The sequence below is a fragment of the Peptoniphilus duerdenii ATCC BAA-1640 genome (genome assembly GCF_000146345.1).
GTDB classification, from domain to species: Bacteria; Bacillota; Clostridia; order Tissierellales; family Peptoniphilaceae; genus Peptoniphilus_B; species Peptoniphilus_B duerdenii.
On sequence record NZ_GL397071.1, the window covers coordinates 377,356 to 396,584 of the forward strand.

Here is a 19,229-nt window from a genome sequence, read left to right on the forward strand (position 1 = left end):
CAAAATATATGTTTGTAAAATTGTGGATAATGTGGATAAGATTGGGGATAAGGGAATTACAGCGTTTATAACTGTTGATAAAAAATGTGGATGGATTTTAAAATAATTTTAAAAGTCCATCCACTTTTCATATGCGTTATCTAGCTTATTTACTAAGTTTTCTCGCTCAAGGCTAAGTTTATTTATAGTTTCAAAATCTCCATCAAGACTTGCATTTGAGAGGTCTTCATCGATTGTGGATAATTTATTTTCGATTTCCACAATTTGATCCTCCAGCTCTTTAAATTCTTTCTCACGCTTTCTTTTTTCTTCTCTTTTCTGTCTCTCTTCTTTTTTTATTTGCGCTCTTTCTGTCTTGGAAATATATACTTCTTCTTCCTCTTCTTCTGAGGTGGTCTTTTCCAAGAAGTAATCGTAGCCGCCTAAGTATTCGGTCATTTTATCTTCTTCCATGTAGAGAAGTTTATTTATGACATGGTTTAGAAAATATCTGTCGTGGGAGATTGCAAGGATTGTTCCTTCATATTGAAGCAGAGCATCCTCAAGGGCTTCCTTCGAATCTATGTCTAAATGGTTCGTCGGTTCGTCAAGAAGTAAAAAGTTGGAGCCTTTTAAAATTATTTTTAAAATGGCAACTCTCGCTTTTTCTCCACCAGAAAGTTCCCTAATGGTCTTTAGAATATCATCGTCTATAAAGAGAAACTGTGCCAAGTATTTTCTGATTTCTGAATATTTTAATTTTGGATACTCGTCCCATATTTCGTCTAGCACCGTATTGTCTAGGTCGAGATCTCTCATCTCTTGGTCAAAATATCCGATATCCACATTGGTTCCAATTTTAAATTCGCCGCCGAAATCTTTTATTTTGCCAGTTATGATTTTAAAGATTGTGGACTTACCGATTCCATTTGGTCCCGTTAGACCAACTTTGTCGCCTTTTTGTACATTAAAAGAAATGTTTTTAAAGATTTCTCTATCGTAGGTTTTAGATAGATTTTCTATGCTTAGCACTTCTCTACCGGAGACTCTCTCCACAGGAAATTTGATATCCACCACTTGATTTTCTTCTGGAGCCTCGATTCTCTTTACCTTGTCGAGCATTTTTTGTCTGCTCTTGCCCTGCCTTATAAATCTTGCACGACCAAGTCCCAGGTATCTTTCGATGATCTGTTCTTGTCTTTTTATTTCTTTCTGTTGATTTTCGTACTGACTTTTTCTAATTTCAAGCTGTTTCTTTCTCTCTTTTGCGTAGTATTCGTAGTTTCCGTTAAAGGTTGTAAGCTTTAGTTCATCTAGAAGCACGATTTTATTTACAATATTATTTAGAAAATATCTGTCGTGGGAGATGATTATCACAGCTTTTTTATAATCTCTTAGGGCTCTTTCCAAGAAATTTATAGATTCAATATCGAGATGGTTCGTCGGTTCATCTAGAAGTAAAAGATCCGGATTTTTAAGGATTAAATTCGCAAGGGATAGCCTCGACTTCTGCCCTCCTGAAAGTTCAGAAATCTTTTTGCCGAACTCATCTTCAGAAAAGCCAAGCCCTATTAAAGTGCCTCTAATCTTAGATCCTACACTGTATCCGTCAAGCTTTTGGTACTGGTCACTTATCTTTTGGTACTCTTCCATTACATCGGATAGTTTCTCCTCGTCGTGCATCTCGCCTTCAAGTTCGCGAAGTCTCCTCTCAAGGGCGAACACCTCTTCGAAATTTTCTTCTGCACTTTCGTAGATACTCTTTGTTAAATCCTCGAATGGATTTTGTTTTAAATATCCAATGGTTAAATCCTTGGTCTTTATAATAGTCCCGTCGTCGTAGGAAATTTTATCCGTAATTATATTAAATAGTGTGGTCTTGCCGGTTCCGTTATTTCCGATGAGACCTACCTTATCATTATCTTCTACTATTAGAGATGCTCCGTCAAAGATCACTCTTTCAATAAATGATTTTTTTAAATTTGAAATATTAAGTATTGCCATATTGCACCTCAGATAAATATTAACACATTTTTTCTATCTATTAAAGCGTTTGAATTTGTGAAGAGATAAAACTATTTTAGTAAATGAAAGCTTTTATAAAACAAGAATATTTGTTATAATAATAACATAATGAGGAGGCGAATATGGAAAAGAGAATATCGGAGTCGGTAATTAGAAGACTTCCAATCTATCACAGATACTTAACAGAATTAATCGACGATAGAATTGAGAGAATATCTTCTTCCGAACTTTCAAAATTAACCGGTTTTACTGCTTCCCAAATCAGACAGGACCTCAATAACTTTGGAGGGTTTGGCCAACAAGGTTATGGATACAATACACAGGCGTTGAGAGATCAAATAGATAAGATACTAGGAATAGATAAGGTATATACTGCAGTTTTAATCGGTGTTGGACATTTGGGAACTGCCATCGCAAGCTATCAAGGATTCTCAGATTCTGGATTTACTCTAAAGGCTTTATTTGATACAGGAGAAAAAGTTGGTTCTGAAGTTGATGGGATGGAGATAAAACCATACAAAGAACTAGAAAATTACTTAGAAAAAAATCCAATAGACATAGGAATTGTTGCAGTTCCAAAAGAAGTTGCCCAAGACGTTATAGACAGACTTTTAAAACATGGAATAAAAGGAATATGGAACTTTGCTCCATTAGACATAACCACAGATAAGGCAGTAGTTGAAAATGTAAGACTAAAAGATTCACTTTTAACACTTGGCTATTATTTAAAAAACAAATAAAGATTTAAACGAAAATTAAGAAGACTTCGGTCTTCTTTTTTTGGTTATAACTTAATGTAGGTTGAAAAGGAAGTTACAAAAAACTTAAAAATAAGTTACAATTACTTCTAATTTATCTCAAAATTTAAATAGTACTATATAATAATTTTAGATAAATGCTAGGAAAAAATACATAAAATAGGAGGAAGTATGAAAAAATCTATTTTAATTTTAATGGCTGCCATTATGGTAGTATTTACCGCTTGTAGCAAGTCAGATACTAAAACAAGCGAAGTAGATAAAACTTATCCGCCAATGGTTAAAGTCGATGGAACTACCTATGGGGACACGGGCTATGAAAATGCCATGGTAACTTGTGGCACTGCTGATGGAGAGATAAAGACTACCGTAGATGGTAAGAGTATGCCAGAAAACAACGATGAATCTAACTTCGGCACTGGATACGGCTACCAAGTTTGGGAAAATGGATATATCAATGTAGAGATAGAAGGTAGATGGATTCTATTTAGAGATGTTGAACTAAAAGAAGATGGACAAATTCCAGAGTGGGTTGGTCATTTTACTGCTAAAGTTTTACAGACAGAAGAAAGTTCTATTATGGTAGAAGCGACAGAAATAGAAGATGGATTTTATTTCAAAGATCTACTTACTAAACCAATCTTACTATCCATCGACAATTTAAAAAATGAAAAGGACGGCAAAACTACCACAGAAGGCCTAGAAAATAAGACTGTTGAAGTCTACTTCGGTGGAGAAATTAAAAATACTGAGCCGGAAAGCTCCGTTCCTATAAATCTAGAAAAGATTTATAGAATAGAAGTAAAATAATTAAACGAAAAACTAAGAAGACTTCGGTCTTCTTTTTTAATTTAAAAGCGACGCCCTTTAAAGCGGCGCCAAAGATTATAAAATAGTGATTTTCCTAGTGAAAGTTTTAGGTTTTAATGGTAAAATCATGCTATGGAAATAATTTTTACATCTGATGAAACAATTTTAAAAAATATAGATTCATTTGAACCGAGCCATATCTTTAAATGTGGTCAAGCCTTCCGCTGGGACGAGTTGGAGGATGGTTCATTTATAAATGTGGCATTTAATAGAGTCTTTAGAGTATATAGAGATGGAGATGATATACATCTAGAAGGAGTGGACGAGGATTTTTACAACGCTCACCTGGTGGATTATTTCGATTTAAATAGATCCTATTTAGATATAAAGAATGATCTTTCCAAGGACGAAACTCTAAAGGAAGCAATGCTCTACGGCGAAGGAATTAGAATTCTAAACCAAGAGCCTTTTGAAACCATAATCACATTTATAATTTCTGCAAATAACAATATCAAGAGAATTAAAAATTCCATTAGGGATATAAGCAGAATGTATGGAGAGAAGATAGAAAATCCATATGGAGAATACTACGCTTTTCCAACTGTAGAAGCACTTTCCAAGGCTGATCCAAAGGATCTTCGTGAGTTTGCAAAGGTTGGTTTTAGAGACGAAAGAATCGTAAAGGCTTCTCAAATGATTTTAAATGGAGAAGTTGAAATCGACCCACTCTTCACCATGGATTTGGAACTTGCAAGAGAAGAACTGATGAAACTTCCTGGAGTAGGTCCAAAGGTCTGCGACTGCATCCTACTCTTTGCATTTAAGAGGAGCGAATCATTCCCAGTGGATGTGTGGATCAAAAGAGTTATGGAAGAATTATATTTTAAAAGAGAAGTTAAGAAGTCTGAAGTGGCGATACTCGGTAGAGAGTATTTTGGAAAATCTGCAGGCTTTGCTCAACAGTACCTATTCTTCTATGGAAGAGATAATAAATTGGGGGTTAAGTAATGAAGGGACTTATTATAAACCTTGTGGCAATATTAATAGGCGGTCTTTCCGGCAACTTTGTAGGTTCAAGACTTAGCTCTAAGTACAAAGACCAAATCATGTCAGGGCTATCTCTTTCAATCTTTGTGGTAGGTATGGAATCTGCCCTAAAGGGAGAGAATTTTATCCAAATAATCCTTGCCATGGTCATAGGACTTGCCATAGGAACCTACTTAGATATAGAAAAGAGAATTGAATCCCTTGGAAATAAAATTCAAAAGCTTGTAAGCAAAAAAGAAGGAGACTCAACCTTCGTCGAAGGCTTTGTAAGCGGTTCGCTTATTATATGCGTAGGATCTCTTACCATCATCGGAGCATTAAACGCTGGACTTATGGGAGATAACTCACTTCTTATAACTAAATCTGTATTCGACGGGATAACTGCATTTATTCTAGCGAGCACACTAGGAGTCGGAGTTATGTTTTCCGGTGTGCCACTTATGATTTATGAAGGGGGAATATTCTTCCTAGCAAGATACTTAAAAGATTTCTTCACACCTGCAATTATGGCAAATATAAATGGTGTAGGAGGAATACTAATACTTGCGATTGGGCTTACCATGTTAAGGATAAGAGATTTTAAAAGTGCAAATATGATTCCTGCTATATTTCTTGGAATTTTATTCGGAGCAATATGGGGATAAGAATTTAACCAGGCGAAAGTCTGGTTTTTTGTTGAAAAAATTTATATGTTTTTCGAAATTAATAAAAACTAATAGGAAAATTTCTCTTGATTTTGGTATTTAAAAATAAAAAGAAGCACCAGAAAATGGTTGAAAAAATATAGAATTATAAACCCGAAATTTCACAAAATTTTCTATATATGTGGTAATATTTTGATTAGAGAGAAATAAATTGAAAGTGGATAAGTATGTAGGAGGTAATGATGAATATACTTATTGTTGGAAGCGGCGGAAGAGAGTACGCTCTTGGACACAATATTCTAAAAGGACATAAGGACAGAAAACTCTATTTTGCACCGGGCAATGGAGGCACCTTAAACCTTGGAGAAAATACTGGTATAAAAGTAGATGATATAGATGGACTATTAAAATTTGCATTAGAAAATAATATTGACTACACAGTTGTCGGTCCAGAACTTCCTCTTACTTTGGGAATCGTAGATAAGTTTGAAGAAAATGAAAAGAAAATCTTCGGACCAAAAGAACTCCCATCCAAATTTGAAGCAAGTAAATCATATACAAAGAAATTTTTAGAAAAATATAATATAGCAACTGCAGAATATGGCGAGTTTGAAGACGAAAAGAGCGCCTATGAGTTTGCAGAAAAACTACTTACAAGAGATGGAAAAGTTGTACTTAAGGCGGACGGTTTAGCTGCAGGCAAAGGAGTGTTTATCGCTGAAGATTGTTCCCATGCACAATCATTTTTAAAAGATGTATTTAACGGAGTCTACGGTGACAAAAAAGTGGTGGTGGAAGAATTCTTAGAAGGATTTGAGATGAGTTTAATCTGTCTAACTGACACGAAGACCATCCTACCTCTACCAACTTCTCGCGATCACAAGAGAGCTTATACTGGAGAAATCGGACCTAACACCGGCGGCATGGGCACCTACGCACCGAATTTAATGGCAGAATCTTTTATGCCTAGAATAAAAGAAGAAATTTTAAATCCGATTTTAAAAGGACTTCAAAAAGAAAATATGGATTACAGAGGAGCGCTATTTATCGGACTTATGATCACCGATGAAAAGATCGAAGTACTAGAGTTTAATGTGAGATTCGGCGACCCAGAAACTCAAGTAATCCTAGAATTAATAGATAATGACCTACTAGAACTTCTTCAAAAAACTTCTGAAGGAAAATTAGACGAAGTAGATTTAAAGGTAAATAATAAAAAGGCACTTTGTCTTGTTCTAGCGAGTGGAGGTTATCCAGGCGCCTATGAAAATGGCAAAGAAATCCACATCGGACCTACCAAGAGTAGCATCTACTACTGCGGAACAAAACTTGAAGACGGAGTTCAAAAGACCAGCGGCGGTAGAGTTTTAAACCTCGTTTACTCTGGAGATGATTTTGATGAAGTAATAGAAACAGTTTACTCCGATGTAAAAGAAGTTTCATTTGAAAATATGGAATATAGAAAGGACATCGGTCCTAGAGTTAAGAGGGTCTATGTTGCGAAGAAGGATGAATTTGACCACGAATCCAAAGGAATCCAAAGTGAAATCGAAAATTCTCTTGGAATTAAACTTGATGGACTAAAGGTTTACAATAGGTACGACCTTGAAATGTCAAAGGAAGGCATCGAAAAGATTCTCTACACCATTCTTAGCGAAAAAGTCGTAGACGATGCGTATTTCGAAGATGCCATGGAACTTCAAAGCAAGATGGAAGATACCATTGCAGTGGCATACCTTCCAGGTCAATTCGACCAAAGGGAACAAGGAATCCTAGACACTGTAAGTTTAGTTACAGATGAAAAAATCGCGGCTAAATGTGCAAAAGTCTATGAAATAAAAGGAGCAACCAAGGAAGAACTAAAGAAAATTGAAAAATTCTTGGTAAATCCTGTGGACTCTCACAGAGTTGAGCTTCTAAACATACCGACAACCCTTAGAAAAGAACTTAAGACCACAGATAAGAACGAAATCTATGAAGGATTTATAAATTTCAGCGAAGAAGAACTAGAAAATTTCCTAGAAGAAAAATCCCTTGCAATGAATCTTGATGATTTAAAATGTATAAGAGATTATTTCAAATCTGAAAAGAGAGATCCAAGTGAAACTGAAATCAGAATCCTCGACACATATTGGTCAGATCATTGTAGACACACCACTTTCAACACATTTTTAGATATTAATTTCGACGAAAAGACAGAGCTTGATAGAATAATTAAAAATTCTTTCGACGAATATATAAAGATAAGAGAAGAACTAAAGATTGAAAAACCGATAAACCTAATGAGTTTTGGAACGATTCTATCGAAGTACCTAAGAGCCAAAGGAAGACTAGAAGATCTAGAAGTTTCAAGCGAAATCAACGCCTGCTCAGTAAAGATTAAGACGAGAATCGACATTGGTGGCAAGGAAGAACTAAGGGATTACCTTCTTATGTTCAAAAACGAAACCCACAACCATCCAACAGAGATAGAACCATTTGGTGGCGCATCAACCTGTCTCGGCGGAGCAATTCGTGACCCACTAAGCGGAAGAAGTTACGTCTACCAAGCAATGAGAATAACCGGCGCCGCTGATCCAAGGGATAAAAATACCATGGCAGGTAAACTTCCTCAAAAGAAGATAACCACAGAAGCAGCCCATGGATATTCTTCCTACGGAAATCAAATCGGACTTGCAACAGGACTCGTTGACGAAATCTACCATCCAGGCTATGTTGCTAAGAGAATGGAAACTGGAGCTGTAATAGCTGCAGCACCAATTGAAAATGTGGTAAGACTTGAGCCAGAAGCGGGAGATGTGGTAGTTCTACTCGGAGGCAAAACCGGAAGAGATGGTATTGGCGGAGCGACAGGCTCATCAAAATCCCACAGCACCACTTCAATCGTTACAGAATCTGCCCAAGTGCAAAAAGGAAATGCACCGGAAGAAAGGAAGATTCAAAGACTATTTAGACGTGAAGAAGCTACAAGACTTATCAAAAAATGTAACGACTTCGGCGCAGGTGGAGTAAGTGTCGCAGTGGGAGAACTTCATGACGGAGTGGATATCTTCCTAGAAAATGTTCCACTTAAGTACGAAGGATTAATTCCAATGGAAATCGCAATCTCTGAATCTCAAGAGAGAATGGCGGTAGTTCTAAGTAAAAACGATGTAGAAGAGTTTGAAAAATATGCCCACGAAGAAAATCTAGATACAAATATAGTTGCAAACATCACAGACACCAACAGAATGAGGATGTACTACAAGGACAAAATTGTGGCAGATCTTTGCTACGACTTTATAAATACAAACGGTGCAAGTAGGCACATGAATGTGGAAGTTACTTCTGAAAGCTTCCCTAAGACTTTAAGATCAAAGGACACAGATCCAAAGAATTTAAATAAATATCTTGGAGATTTAAATATAACTTCCAAGAGAAATTTAATCGAACTATTTGACTCCTCAGTTGGAAGAAGAACCGTACTTCATCCGCTTGGAGGAAGAGAAAGCATAAACCCAGTAGATGCAATGGTTGCCCTAGTGCCAACCCTAGAAGGAAGATCAAAGACCGCATCCATTATGAGCTACGGATTTAATCCATATCTAAGCGAAGAAAGTAACTACCTCGGCGGTTACTATGCGGTGGTTGAATCCCTTTCAAAGATCGTGGCAGCAGGTGGAAAAACCGACAAAGTTAGACTTTCCTTCCAAGAATTCTACGAAAAATTAACGGACGAAAAATCTTGGTCAAAGCCACTTAAATCACTACTAGGAGCATTTGAAGTATCATCATTTTTCGAAACTCCACCGATTGGCGGCAAGGACTCCATGAGCGGAACCTTTGAACATATAAGCGTGCCACCGACACTGATTTCATTTGCAGTTACAACAGAAGATGTTGAAAATATCGTGAGTCCAGAATTTAAAAAGATGGGTAAGATTGGACTAATCGACATAGATTACAACGAAAATGGAACCATAGATTTAAATAGATTAAAATCAAACTACGAAAAGATCCACGAAGAAATTAGAAGTAAAAATATTGTTTCTATAAAGGTTTGTAGCAAGGGAATTTTGCCAACCATCTACGAAATGGCTGTTGGAAACACAGGCTTTGATGTTGAGCTAGAAGATCTATACACCAATAAATTTGCAAGCTTCGTTGTAGAATTTAAAGAAGATAGAGAATTTATAAAAGAAATTGGTAAGTTCCAAGATGAAATCACAGTAAACGGCGAAAAATTAAATTCTAAAGATTTAAAAGATTCCTACCTACACACTCTAGACTCAGTCTTCAAAGGAGCAATCGAAGAAAAACCTGCTAAGATTGAAAATAAAAAGGTGGAAAGAAGACTTAAATCCAAGATAAAAGTGGATAGAGTAAATGCACTTGTCCTTGCATTCTTAGGTACAAATAGTGAATACGACACTAGAAAGGCACTCGAAGACGCAGGTGCAGAAGCAAAGATCGTACTATTTAAAAATAGAAACGAAGAAGAGATTAGAAAATCCATAGACGAATTTGCTAAGGAAATTAGAGAGGCAAACATCCTTGCAGTTCCTGGAGGATTCTCAATGGGAGACGAACCAGACGGCTCTGGTAAGTTCATCGCAAATGTTCTAAGAAATGAAAAGATAAGAGAATCCATAGAATATATGCTAGAAGAAAACGACGGACTTATAATCGGAATTTGTAACGGATTCCAAGCTCTTATAAAGACCGGACTTCTTCCATATGGAAAGATCAAAGAAATAGAAGAAGACGATCCAACCTTGACCTTCAATAACTCATCTCGCCATATAGCAAGATTTGTAAGTACAAATATGCTAACCAAGAACGGACCATGGCTAAGTAAACTTAAAAAGGATAGCTACAAGATTCCAATCTCCCACGGAGAAGGAAGATTCATAGTAAATGAAGAAAAACTAAGAGAACTTCTAGAAAATGAACAGGTTGTAGCCCAATACGAAGTAGTTCCAAACGGATCCTACTACGGAATAGAAGCCATAATGTCAAAGGATGGAAAGATTCTAGGTAAGATGGGTCACTCAGAAAGAGTTACAGATGATCTTTACAAAAATATCGATTCAGATATCCAAGAAATATTTGAAAGCGGCGTAAGCTACTTCAAAGAAAAATAAATAAATTAGTATAAGAGGTGCGCTAGTCGCACCTTTTTTAATGAAAAAATTATTTAGAAAATAAAAAGATATTTTTCGTCATATAAAAATTTTTAAGAAACAAAAGCTTACAATAAATATAAAAGATATGAAAATAAGTTATCTTTATGACTTGCAAAAAAAATAGAATGATACTATAATACTATTAGCACTTAAAGAGACCGAGTGCTAATTAAATAGTTTATAAATTTTATTATACAAGGAGGGACTTATGGAACTTAAACCATTAGGCGACAAAGTCGTAATCAAAAAAATTGAATTGGAAGAAAAGACAGTATCTGGAATAGTTCTTCCATCTTCAGCAAAAGAAGAAACAAATATTGCAGAAGTAATAGCAATAGGAAGAGAAATACTTGATGATGACAAGACCAAAGATGAAATAAAAGTTGGGGACAAAGTATTATTTTCTAAGTATGCTGGCACAGAAGTTGAACTAGAAAGAGAAAAATTCATAGTCCTTAAATATCAAGATCTACTTGCAGTTGTAAAATAATAGGAGGTAGAAATGGCAAAAGAAATTAAATTTAGAGAAGACGCAAGAGAATCCATGATAAATGGAATCGACAAACTTGCAAATACAGTAAAGGTAACCCTTGGACCTAAGGGAAGAAATGTAATCCTTGGTAAGGAATTCGGAGCTCCACTTATTACAAACGACGGAGTTTCAATCGCTCGTGAAATAGATTTAGAAGATGTATTTGAAAATATGGGTGCACAACTTCTAAAAGAAGTAGCAACTAAGACCAATGATGTTGCAGGGGATGGAACTACAACAGCAACCCTACTTGCCCAAGCAATAATAACAGAAGGTATGAGAAACCTAGCAGCAGGAGCAAACCCAATGATCCTTCAAAAAGGAATTAAAAAGGCAGTTGAAGCTGCAGTTGAAAGCATAAAGGGATTCTCAAAAGTAGTTGAAACTAAAGAAGCAATAGCACAAGTTGCATCAGTTTCAGCAGCAGATGAAGAAATCGGTAGACTAATCTCTGAAGCTATGGAAAAAGTAGGAAGAGACGGAGTTATAACCGTTGAAGAATCTAAATCCATGGGCACTGAACTAGATGTAGTAGAAGGTATGCAATTTGACAGAGGATACCTATCCCCTTACATGGCAACAGATCCAGATAAGATGGTAGCAAATCTAGAAGATCCATACATTCTTATTACAGATAAAAAGATCACAAATATCCAAGATTTACTTCCACTACTAGAACAAGTTCTACAAGAAGGAAGACCACTTTTAGTAATCGCAGATGATATCGAAGGCGAAGCACTAGCAACACTTGTTCTAAACAAACTTCGTGGAACTCTAAACATAGTAGGAGTAAAGGCTCCAGGCTATGGAGATAGAAGAAAAGATATGCTTCAAGATATTGCAATCCTAACTGGTGGACAAGTAATCTCTCAAGACTTAGGAATGGATATAAAAGAAGCAACCATTGATATGCTTGGACATGCAAGCAAAGTAAGATGTGAAAAAGAACTTACAGTAATCGTAAACGGTGGCGGAGACAAGGCTGAACTTGATAAGAGAATCGCACAAATTAAGAGCCAAATCGAACAAACAGAATCTGAATTTGACAAGGAAAAACTTCAAGAAAGACTTGCAAAATTAGCAGGCGGAGTTGCAGTTATCCACGTAGGAGCAGCAACAGAAGTTGAACTAAAAGAAAGAAAACTTAGAATAGAAGATGCTCTATCAGCTACAAGAGCAGCAGTTGAAGAAGGAATCGTGCCAGGAGGCGGAACCGTTCTTATCGACTCAATGAAGAAAGTAAAAGAAGTAGCAGAAGCATCTGTTGGCGATGAAAAGACAGGAGTAGAAATAGTACTTCGTGCATTGGAAGAACCTGTTAGACAAATCGCAGCAAACGCAGGACTTGAAGGATCAGTAATCGTTGAAAAGATCAAATCAGAAGCTGAAGGAATTGGATTTGACGCTCTAAACGAAGAATATGGAAACATGATTGAAAAAGGAATCGTAGACCCAACTAAGGTAACTAGATCTGCACTACAAAACGCAGCATCAGTAGCAGCTATGATTCTTACAACAGAAGCAGCAGTTGGACCAATTAAAGAAGAAGCACCTGCAATGCCACCAATGGGCGGTATGCCAGGAATGATGTAATAAACAATTAGGAAGGCGAAAGTCTTCCTTTTTTTATGCGAATTTTTTGATAGCTTTGTGCGAAATTAATTTCTTTGAAAATTAAGTACAAATTTTTTAATTTTATATTGAGTTAGACAAAATCCATATGCTTATTCGACTAAAGAAAATAAAAAATTAACTTAGAAGAGTCTTATTTAAACCTCTACCCTTTAAATTTAAAGGTTTAATTGATAGAATAATCTTGAGGTGAAGAATGTACTACGCAGTTAAAAATGGAAGAAACCCAGGGATCTATTCCACATGGGATGAATGTAAGAGAGAAGTTACAGGTTTTAGCGGTGCAGCCTACAAAAAGTTCAAAACTTTTGAAGAAGCTGAAAGCTATTTAGGAATTATAGAAGAAGAAATAAAGATAAAAGATATAGATGAGTTAAAGAGTGACGAAATCTTAGCCTATGTAGACGGAAGTTATAGAAAGGAAGACCATTCCTATTCCTACGGCGTCTACCTCTACTCAGAAGGCGTAGAAGAAAAGTATAGTGCTAGATTTTTTGACGAAGAAAATGCAAAATCTAGAAATGTCTCAGGAGAATTAAAAGGCGCAATCATCGCCATGAAAAGAGGCGTGGAGCTTGGATACAAAAAGATGTACCTCCACTACGACTACAGAGGCATAGAGGATTGGGCACTTGGGAACTGGAAGACGAATCTGGATTTAACGAGAGAATACAAGAAGACCTACGACGAAATCAAAAATAAAATGGAAGTTAAGTTTATAAAAGTCGATGCCCATACAGGAGTTTATTATAACGAACTGGTGGATAAATTGGCGAAGGAGGCAAAATGAGAAAATCTTGGGATGAATATTTTATGGAAATAACAGAGATGGTAGCCACTAGAAGCACCTGCGACAGAGCCTTTGTAGGTTGCATCTTAGTAAATAAGGACAATAGAATCGTGTCCACAGGATATAACGGATCCCTATCTGGAAATAAATCCTGCGACGAGATTGGTCATACCATGAGGGATGGTCACTGTATCGCAACCATCCATGCAGAGATGAATGCTCTTTTATACTGCGCAAAGGAAGGTATCAGCGTCAAAGGTTGCAAATGTTATGTAACACATTTTCCATGTCTAAATTGCACCAAGGCCCTACTCCAAGCAGGCATAACAGAGATCTACTACAAAGACGACTACAGAGTGGATGAATACGCCCTAGAATTAATCAAAAACAACAAAATAAAATTAGTAAACATGAAATAGGGGTATAGGATTAGTAGGAGGTAAAAGATGAAAAATTTTATAAAAGAATTTAAAGAATTTATAGCAAGAGGAAATGTGCTAGATCTAGCAATAGGGGTAATCATCGGGGGTGCCTTTGGTAAAATCGTATCTTCTCTAGTAGATGATATAATTATGCCACTAATAGGAGTTATAACAGGTGGAGTTGACTTCACTCAAAAGTATATAGCACTAGATGGCAACACTTATGAAAGTCTTGCAAAGGCAAAGGAAAGCACAGCAGTATTCGCCTACGGAAACTTTATACAAAATATTGTAAACTTTTTAATCATAGCACTTGTAATATTTATTATTATTAAAAATGTAAACAAGATTCAAAGTTTAGGCAAGAAAGAGGAAGAAGCTGCAGCACCTACTACAAAAGAATGTCCTTACTGCAAGAGCGAAATACCAATAGAAGCTACAAGATGTCCACATTGCACATCAGAACTTAAATAATGGAAAACATTGAGAAAATAAAATCTAAAATTGAAAATCACTTTCCAAAACCGGTAGACAACAAAAGTAGCTACTCGGTTTTGATTCCTTTAATAGAAATAGATGGAGAGCTTCACATACTCTACGAAAGACGAGCGAAAACTCTAAGAAAACAACCCTATGAAGTGTCTTTTCCAGGTGGAGCAATAGATTTTGGGGAAAGCCCAAAAGAAGCAGCCATAAGAGAAACATCAGAAGAACTCCTCATAGGAAGAGACAAGATAGAAATAATAGGAAGATCTGACTACCTTGTGAAGCCAGAGCTCTTAACTATCTACACCTATGTTGGAATAATTAAGGAAGATTACAAAAGAATAATTCCAAATAAAGACGAAGTGGAATATATCTTTACAGTGCCACTTAAATATCTCATGGAAAATAGTCCGAAAATTTATCCCATTGAACTTAAAATCGAAAGGACCACGGGATTTCCCTACGAACTAATTCCAGAGGCTAAGAAGTACAAAAGACGCCTAGAAGTTGAAACTGTAGAGACCTATGAGTACGGAGATAATTTGATCTGGGGATTTACCGCAAAGATGACTCGTGCCTTCATAGAAATATTAAAAAGCGAATAATTCGGAGATTGGATTTTTTGTTACCAAAATGTAATACAAATGTAATATAAAAATGAGAATGGCTGTAACAAGCCATTTATTTGCGTTACTGTAAAAAAGCCGTAGAAAAATAAAAAAATATCGTTACAGAATAAAATGGCTTAAAATAGCGAAAAATTTTAAAATTACTTCTAAAAGTAACAAAAGAGTTACAAAAATTTGACATATAAATTCATATCATATATACTTCTAAAAGAATTAGTTACAAAATGGTAACTAAGGAGGAGGTATTATGAACAAATCACATTCTTCTAAGCCGGTGAAGAGATTCCTCATAGTGACCTTGCTACTTGTTATGGCAATCACCATGGGTTCTTCATTAGTAAAAGGGAAAAATGTAATTTTGAACATTAATGGTCGAGAAAAAACATTATTAACTTATTCAGCGACGGTTGAAGAGCTAATTACAAAAGAAAAAATTGAACTAAAAGAAAAAGACTTGGTTGAACCTAAGAAATCTTCTAAAATCGAAGAAGGCATGACTATTTACATCAAATCACCAAGATCCATTACAATATACGATGGAAACAAAACAGTTATTGAAGAAGCTCAAGGTGCTACCACCGAAGAAGTTCTAGAATATCTAGGAATTAAATTAAATGAGCTCGACAGAACTGAACCAAAACTTGACGAATTAGTAGATAATAAAATTACAATAGCAAGAGTTACGACAGAGACCAAACAGGTTGAAGAAGTAGTTCCATTCGACGTTCTTGAAAACTTAAACAAAGAACTTGAAAAAGGAAAGACAAATGTTATAACTCCAGGTGTAGATGGAAAGAGAATCGACACAATCGAAACTACATATGTAAATGGAAAGCTAGAAGGCTCACAAATTCTATCAAGCGATGTAGTTGTAGAACCAATCACTGAAGTTCGTGAAGTAGGTTCAAAAGTTATAGCAGATCAAATTCCAGCAGGTGAATTTAAAGGCGAAGAAGTAGTAGCAGTCTATATTATGGAAGCTACAGCATACGATCCAACAGCAGGCTCAAAGACCGCAATGGGAACTAAAGCAAGAGTGGGAGCTGTGGCGGTAGACCCAAGAGTTATAAAACTTGGTTCTAGACTATACGTTGAATCAATGGACGGATGGCCAAGCTACGGATACGCAACTGCAGAAGACACAGGTGGAGCGATAAAAGGTAAGAGAATAGATTTATTCTTCAGCACAAACGCACAAGCCCTTAGATTCGGCAGAAGAAACGTAAAAGTTTACGTTTTAAAGTAAATAAAAATTAAAATTAGAGGCAGATGCCTCTTTTTTTTATGAAATTTTCTGGAAATAAATTTTTAGATTTTAACTGTCTAAGATTTTAAAATAAGAACGATAAGTATATCTTCCTTAAAAAATAAAAACTGATGGTTATATATATATGTTAAAATAGAAAAAAGGAGGAGCTATGAACAAGTTAATTAAAATAATAATGATACTTCTACTTTCGGTGGCGCTATTCTTTGTAAATGCGTTCTTTGGAAATCCAATTTCAAAAGCCTTGGCAAGTAGGGCGGCGAATAAGTACATAGACGAAAACTACAAGGATCACAAATTAAAGAGGGATAAAATCTTCTACAACTTTAAAACCGCATACTACACCGTAAGGCTTCAGGATGAAAATAGCGAAGACACCAAGTTCGAAGTGGCGTTTGACAGCCTCGGTCGCTTTAAATCTGATAGTTTTTTTGATATTAAGTTCAACACCTGGCTTAGATTTGAAGATGAGCTTCGAAATTATGGCAAAGAACTTGCTAGAAAGGAAAATCTTCCTTTTAAACTAAATCTAATCCCATCAGATGAAAAAGATTATAATGAACTTACCTTAGACGAAAAGGTAGACTTCGACCACTTTCCTTTTAGGGTAGAGGTAAATGTATTTGGATATGCAGAAGAACCAACCAAAGAAATAGCTATAAAGTATTTACAAGAAGCATCCAAAACCATGGAAAAGACACATCTAGAAATAAAGAGTTATTCTATTATCCTAGTTCCAGAAAAAAATAGAAAAGAGAATGGAGAGGCGCTGGATTGGAAAGGTGCTTTATCTGTCCATAATATACCTAAGGAAAAGATAAATGATTTAACCACAGAGTATTTAGACGAACTGATTGAAGAAGGAAATCAGCCAAAAGATAATTAAATTACCATAAAATATAATTGAGTTAAAAGAAAAAAACTGGGTATTAATACAGGGAGAGGATAAAAGGAGGTAATTTAATTGAAATTAACAGAAACAATTCAATCAGGTGACTGGAAAAACGAAAAACACGTACCAGCACTACACGTAGAAAGATGTTGCGAAGAAGGAATCAAAATCGTAGCAGAAGTTGGTGAAGATATTGCTCACCCAAATACTTTAGAACATCACATTTCTTGGATCAAAGTATTTGTAAAACCAGAAGGAGCTAAATTCCCTATCGAAGTAGGATCATACGAATTTAAAGCTCATGGTGAAGAAGAACTATTTTCAGTTCCAAAAGTAACTGTAAACGTAAAATGTCCTAAGAAAGCAACAGTATACGCACTAAGCTACTGCAACATTCACGGACTTTGGGAAAATTCAGTAGAATTTGAAGGATAATATAAATAAACCGGCTAAGCCGGTTTTTTTAATGCCCATTTTTATGTAAGATTTTATTATTAAAATATAAAACTTTAAAATCATTATGCTATAGACCACAAATTAAGTATAAAAATTTTAAAAGATTCATAACAATTACTGAGAATGATTAAATGATATAATATTATAAACAAATTAGATTTATTTATGGTGGTATATGAAAAAGATATTAATAATTGAAGATGACAAAAATTTAAATAAAGGACTTTCTATAGCATTAAATAAAGATTATGAGGTTTTGTCTGTAAACACAATTAGTGAAGCTAAAAATTTTATTGATGATGCGGATTTGATTTTACTCGATATGAATTTGCCGGATGGAGATGGGCTTGAAATAATAAAATATACGAGACAATCTTCATCAATTCCTATTATAGTTCTATCAGCCATAGATCTAGAAGCATATATAATCTCAGCTATAAATTTAGGTGCAGACGACTATTTAACCAAACCTTTTTCTTTGGGAATATTAGAAGCAAAGATAAAAAGAGCTTTTGAAAAAATAGTTTCTAGTGATTTAAATCTTTATAAAAAAGATGGTCTAGACTTTAATTTCAATGAAAATACTTTTTTTGTTGATAATAAAAATATAGATCTCACAAGGACAGAGACAAAAATTTTATACTACCTGATAAAAAATAAGTCTCAAGTTATTACTAAGGAATTACTATTTGATTTTGTTTGGGGAATAGATGATGAATTTATTGATCAAAATACACTGAGCGTCAACATTTCTAGGATAAGAAATAAATTAAAACCCTATGACCCAATAGAAACAGTCTTTGGAGTTGGATATAAATGGCAATTTTAATAGGTTTTTTAGCTCTTATAATTGGAATTCTTTTATATAAATATATTGTTTTGAAAAATCAAATGCGTGAACTCTCAGACTATATTGATAAGGCTTTGGATGGAAATTTAGAAATTACAGAATTTGATGAAAAGGAATTATCTAAAATAAAATCAAAGCTCATTAAATTCTTATATGCCAGCCAAGTAAAAGAAGCGAAAATAAATACAGAAAAAAGTAAAACAAAAGATTTAATAGCAGATATATCACATCAAACCAAGACGCCCATTACCAATCTTTCTTTATACATTAGTCTTTTAGAAGATGATCCGAAAGATGAGTATCTTGAAATTATAAAGTATGAACTTAATAAACTAGAATTTTTAATTCAAAACCTAGTAAAATCATCTAGGCTTGAATCAGATATTATTTCCTTACAAAAACATCAAGCAAATTTAAAAGACATAGTAGAAGATGTTTTGAGAGAATTTAAAGTAATATTGGATGAAAAATGTATAAGCATAAATTTAAAAGACGAAGACTTAATTTTCAATTTGGACGAAAGATGGCTTAAAGAAGCTATCCACAATTTAGTAGATAATGCTATAAAATACTCGCCCAATGGTTCTACTATTAATATTTCAGTTTATAAATCTTACCTAAACTATAATCTAGACATAGAAAATGAGTGCAAAGACTTATCAGAAGAAACTTTGCCAAAGATATTCGAAAGATTTTATAGAGGAAAAAATTCAGTTTCCAAGGACGGTTTGGGTTTAGGTTTATTTATAGCCAGAGAAATTATAGAAAAGCATGGTGGAAATATAAGAGCGTCTTTAGACGAAAATAGAATAAAATTTTCAGTAGACTTCCCCTTGTGAGAAGTC

Annotated in this window: 17 protein-coding genes; 16 read left to right on the top strand and 1 reads right to left on the bottom strand. The window is 35.0% G+C overall.

Annotated elements, in window-relative coordinates; genetic code table 11:
* Positions 1-108: 108 nt before the first annotated feature.
* Positions 109-1,983: an ABC-F family ATP-binding cassette domain-containing protein gene (locus tag HMPREF9225_RS01705; protein WP_008901201.1), complete on the bottom strand. Its 1,875-nt coding sequence runs from the start codon at positions 1,981-1,983 to the stop codon at positions 109-111.
* Positions 1,984-2,126: 143 nt separating this feature from the next.
* Between HMPREF9225_RS01705 and HMPREF9225_RS01710 the strand changes: the two genes are divergently transcribed.
* From HMPREF9225_RS01710 to HMPREF9225_RS01785, 16 genes are all read left to right on the top strand, one after another.
* Entirely contained in the window at positions 2,127-2,744 is a 618-nt protein-coding gene (locus HMPREF9225_RS01710) for a redox-sensing transcriptional repressor Rex (protein WP_008901202.1), read from the top strand.
* Between the two features lie 189 nt (positions 2,745-2,933).
* Positions 2,934-3,572, top strand: coding sequence for a hypothetical protein (locus tag HMPREF9225_RS01715; protein ID WP_008901203.1), 639 nt, complete (start codon positions 2,934-2,936; stop codon positions 3,570-3,572).
* Between the two features lie 132 nt (positions 3,573-3,704).
* Positions 3,705-4,580 (top strand): DNA-3-methyladenine glycosylase family protein, encoded by an 876-nt coding sequence (locus HMPREF9225_RS01720; RefSeq protein ID WP_008901204.1) that lies wholly within the window; start codon positions 3,705-3,707, stop codon positions 4,578-4,580.
* Positions 4,580-5,263: a DUF554 domain-containing protein gene (locus HMPREF9225_RS01725; RefSeq protein ID WP_008901205.1), complete on the top strand. Its 684-nt coding sequence runs from the start codon at positions 4,580-4,582 to the stop codon at positions 5,261-5,263. Before HMPREF9225_RS01720 ends, HMPREF9225_RS01725 begins: the two co-directional genes overlap by 1 nt.
* Positions 5,264-5,505: 242 nt before the next feature.
* A complete protein-coding gene (locus HMPREF9225_RS01730; RefSeq protein ID WP_008901206.1) occupies positions 5,506-10,386 on the top strand; it encodes a phosphoribosylformylglycinamidine synthase in 4,881 nt (1,626 codons plus the stop codon).
* Between the two features lie 250 nt (positions 10,387-10,636).
* Entirely contained in the window at positions 10,637-10,918 is a 282-nt protein-coding gene (locus HMPREF9225_RS01735; protein ID WP_008901207.1) for a co-chaperone GroES, read from the top strand.
* Positions 10,919-10,930: 12 nt separating this feature from the next.
* Positions 10,931-12,553 carry a chaperonin GroEL gene (groL, locus tag HMPREF9225_RS01740; RefSeq protein WP_008901208.1) on the top strand — a complete coding sequence of 541 codons (1,623 nt, stop codon included), beginning with the start codon at positions 10,931-10,933 and terminating at the stop codon, positions 12,551-12,553.
* Between the two features lie 235 nt (positions 12,554-12,788).
* Entirely contained in the window at positions 12,789-13,382 is a 594-nt protein-coding gene (locus HMPREF9225_RS01745; protein ID WP_008901209.1) for a ribonuclease H1 domain-containing protein, read from the top strand.
* Entirely contained in the window at positions 13,379-13,801 is a 423-nt protein-coding gene (locus tag HMPREF9225_RS01750; RefSeq protein ID WP_008901210.1) for a deoxycytidylate deaminase, read from the top strand. Before HMPREF9225_RS01745 ends, HMPREF9225_RS01750 begins: the two co-directional genes overlap by 4 nt.
* Before the next feature lie 27 nt (positions 13,802-13,828).
* On the top strand, positions 13,829-14,278 hold the full coding sequence (mscL, locus tag HMPREF9225_RS01755) for a large conductance mechanosensitive channel protein MscL (RefSeq protein WP_008901211.1): 450 nt from the start codon (positions 13,829-13,831) through the stop codon (positions 14,276-14,278).
* On the top strand, positions 14,278-14,895 hold the full coding sequence (locus tag HMPREF9225_RS01760; protein ID WP_008901212.1) for an NUDIX hydrolase: 618 nt from the start codon (positions 14,278-14,280) through the stop codon (positions 14,893-14,895). Before mscL ends, HMPREF9225_RS01760 begins: the two co-directional genes overlap by 1 nt.
* A 271-nt stretch (positions 14,896-15,166) precedes the next feature.
* Positions 15,167-16,165: a resuscitation-promoting factor gene (locus tag HMPREF9225_RS01765; RefSeq protein WP_008901213.1), complete on the top strand. Its 999-nt coding sequence runs from the start codon at positions 15,167-15,169 to the stop codon at positions 16,163-16,165.
* A 172-nt stretch (positions 16,166-16,337) separates the two neighbouring features.
* Positions 16,338-17,072, top strand: coding sequence for a YfjL-like protein (locus HMPREF9225_RS01770; RefSeq protein WP_008901214.1), 735 nt, complete (start codon positions 16,338-16,340; stop codon positions 17,070-17,072).
* Between the two features lie 78 nt (positions 17,073-17,150).
* Entirely contained in the window at positions 17,151-17,513 is a 363-nt protein-coding gene (locus tag HMPREF9225_RS01775; RefSeq protein WP_008901215.1) for a class II SORL domain-containing protein, read from the top strand.
* A 196-nt stretch (positions 17,514-17,709) separates the two neighbouring features.
* Positions 17,710-18,363: a response regulator transcription factor gene (locus tag HMPREF9225_RS01780; RefSeq protein WP_008901216.1), complete on the top strand. Its 654-nt coding sequence runs from the start codon at positions 17,710-17,712 to the stop codon at positions 18,361-18,363.
* Positions 18,351-19,223 (top strand): sensor histidine kinase, encoded by an 873-nt coding sequence (locus tag HMPREF9225_RS01785; protein ID WP_008901217.1) that lies wholly within the window; start codon positions 18,351-18,353, stop codon positions 19,221-19,223. The genes HMPREF9225_RS01780 and HMPREF9225_RS01785 overlap by 13 nt, the downstream gene beginning before the upstream one ends.
* Positions 19,224-19,229: the final 6 nt, after the last annotated feature.

What these genes read in the sequence shown, in the direction of transcription:
- HMPREF9225_RS01705 (WP_008901201.1), bottom strand. Translation starts at nt 1,983, where the DNA reads ATGGCAATACTTAATATTTCAAATTTAAAAAAATCATTTATTGAAAGA.
- HMPREF9225_RS01710 (WP_008901202.1), top strand. Translation starts at nt 2,127, where the DNA reads ATGGAAAAGAGAATATCGGAGTCGGTAATTAGAAGACTTCCAATCTAT.
- HMPREF9225_RS01715 (WP_008901203.1), top strand. Translation starts at nt 2,934, where the DNA reads ATGAAAAAATCTATTTTAATTTTAATGGCTGCCATTATGGTAGTATTT.
- HMPREF9225_RS01720 (WP_008901204.1), top strand. Translation starts at nt 3,705, where the DNA reads ATGGAAATAATTTTTACATCTGATGAAACAATTTTAAAAAATATAGAT.
- HMPREF9225_RS01725 (WP_008901205.1), top strand. Translation starts at nt 4,580, where the DNA reads ATGAAGGGACTTATTATAAACCTTGTGGCAATATTAATAGGCGGTCTT.
- HMPREF9225_RS01730 (WP_008901206.1), top strand. Translation starts at nt 5,506, where the DNA reads ATGAATATACTTATTGTTGGAAGCGGCGGAAGAGAGTACGCTCTTGGA.
- HMPREF9225_RS01735 (WP_008901207.1), top strand. Translation starts at nt 10,637, where the DNA reads ATGGAACTTAAACCATTAGGCGACAAAGTCGTAATCAAAAAAATTGAA.
- groL (WP_008901208.1), top strand. Translation starts at nt 10,931, where the DNA reads ATGGCAAAAGAAATTAAATTTAGAGAAGACGCAAGAGAATCCATGATA.
- HMPREF9225_RS01745 (WP_008901209.1), top strand. Translation starts at nt 12,789, where the DNA reads ATGTACTACGCAGTTAAAAATGGAAGAAACCCAGGGATCTATTCCACA.
- HMPREF9225_RS01750 (WP_008901210.1), top strand. Translation starts at nt 13,379, where the DNA reads ATGAGAAAATCTTGGGATGAATATTTTATGGAAATAACAGAGATGGTA.
- mscL (WP_008901211.1), top strand. Translation starts at nt 13,829, where the DNA reads ATGAAAAATTTTATAAAAGAATTTAAAGAATTTATAGCAAGAGGAAAT.
- HMPREF9225_RS01760 (WP_008901212.1), top strand. Translation starts at nt 14,278, where the DNA reads ATGGAAAACATTGAGAAAATAAAATCTAAAATTGAAAATCACTTTCCA.
- HMPREF9225_RS01765 (WP_008901213.1), top strand. Translation starts at nt 15,167, where the DNA reads ATGAACAAATCACATTCTTCTAAGCCGGTGAAGAGATTCCTCATAGTG.
- HMPREF9225_RS01770 (WP_008901214.1), top strand. Translation starts at nt 16,338, where the DNA reads ATGAACAAGTTAATTAAAATAATAATGATACTTCTACTTTCGGTGGCG.
- HMPREF9225_RS01780 (WP_008901216.1), top strand. Translation starts at nt 17,710, where the DNA reads ATGAAAAAGATATTAATAATTGAAGATGACAAAAATTTAAATAAAGGA.
- HMPREF9225_RS01785 (WP_008901217.1), top strand. Translation starts at nt 18,351, where the DNA reads ATGGCAATTTTAATAGGTTTTTTAGCTCTTATAATTGGAATTCTTTTA.